The sequence below is a fragment of the Phycicoccus flavus genome (assembly GCF_004025965.2).
Lineage (GTDB): Bacteria > Actinomycetota > Actinomycetes > Actinomycetales > Dermatophilaceae > Phycicoccus > Phycicoccus flavus.
In genome coordinates, this window is sequence record NZ_SAYU02000146.1 from 1 (window position 1) to 1,118 (window position 1,118).

Annotated in this window: 1 protein-coding gene and 1 pseudogene; both read right to left on the reverse strand. The window is 73.6% G+C overall.

Translation table 11 applies throughout. The annotated features are described in order from the left end of the window. Window positions 1-277, reverse strand: a pseudogene (locus tag EPD83_RS20240) (polyketide cyclase / dehydrase and lipid transport); the annotation flags it as partial. 29 nt (window positions 278-306) lie between these two features. After that, window positions 307-1,118, reverse strand: an 812-nt coding sequence (locus tag EPD83_RS20245; RefSeq protein ID WP_165567083.1) for an aminotransferase class I/II-fold pyridoxal phosphate-dependent enzyme, incomplete at its 5' end; no start/stop codon positions are given.

Sequence of the window (1,118 nt, forward strand, 5' to 3'; positions counted from 1 at the left end):
GCCGCGACAGCGCGCCCCCCGCGAGGGTCTGCCAGGCGATCCGCCGGTTCTCCTCGAGCTCGATGACGGTGTTGCTCGTCGAGTAGGCGACGCCGATCTTCATGTCCATCCCGAACCGGTCGCCCAGACCGAGACGCCGCCCGCCGCTGCGCGCCTTGCGCACCGACTCACCGCCGTCGATGCGCGCGTGGCCGGCCGGGTCGGCGAGCAGGTCGAAGATCGGCTCCGGGGGGCTCGGGATGAGCCGCTGGACGGAGACGGTGTCGCGAGAGGTCATGCTCGGACGCTAACAGGCGGCGAGGGGGGTCAGCGGCGGGTCGCCTCCGCCGCCGCGAGGGCCTGGTCGAGGTCGGCCAGGAGGTCCTGGACGTCCTCGAGGCCGACGGAGACGCGCACGGTGCCGTCGGTGATGCCGACCGCGGCGCGCGCCTCGGGCGGGAGCCGGCGGTGGGTCGTCGTCGCGGGATGGGTCGTCAGGGACTTGGCGTCGCCGAGGTTGTTCGAGATGTCGACGAGGCGGAAGGCGTCGAGCATGGCGAAGGCCGCCGCCTTGCCGCCCTCGACCTCCAGGGTGACGACGGTGCCGCCGCCGCCCTCCAGCTGCCGCAGTGCCAGGTCGTGCTGCGGGTGGCTCGGCAGGTGCGGGAAGACGACCCGGCCGAGCCCGCGGCCGTCGTCGCGCCACCGCTCGAGCTCGGTGGCGATGGTCAGCGCCGAGCCGGCCATGGCGCGCACCCGCAGGTCGAGGGTTTCCAGGCCCTTGGTCATCACCCACGCGTTGAAGGGCGAGAGCGACGGCCCGGTGTGGCGCATGAGGTTCTTCACCGGCCCCTCGACGAACTCGCGCGGGCCGAGGACGGCACCGCCGAGGGCCCGGCCCTGGCCGTCGATGTGCTTGGTCGCCGAGTAGACGACGACGTCGGCGCCGTGGGCCAGCGGGTGGCTGAACACCGGCGTGCCGAAGACGTTGTCGACGACGACGGTGGCCCCGGCGGCGTGCGCGAGGTCGGACACGGCGGCGATGTCGACGAGCTCCTGCATGGGGTTGCTCGGGGTCTCGAAGAAGACCGCGGTGGTCGGGGTGGCCAGGGCCTCGCGCCACTGGTCGAGGTCGGCGC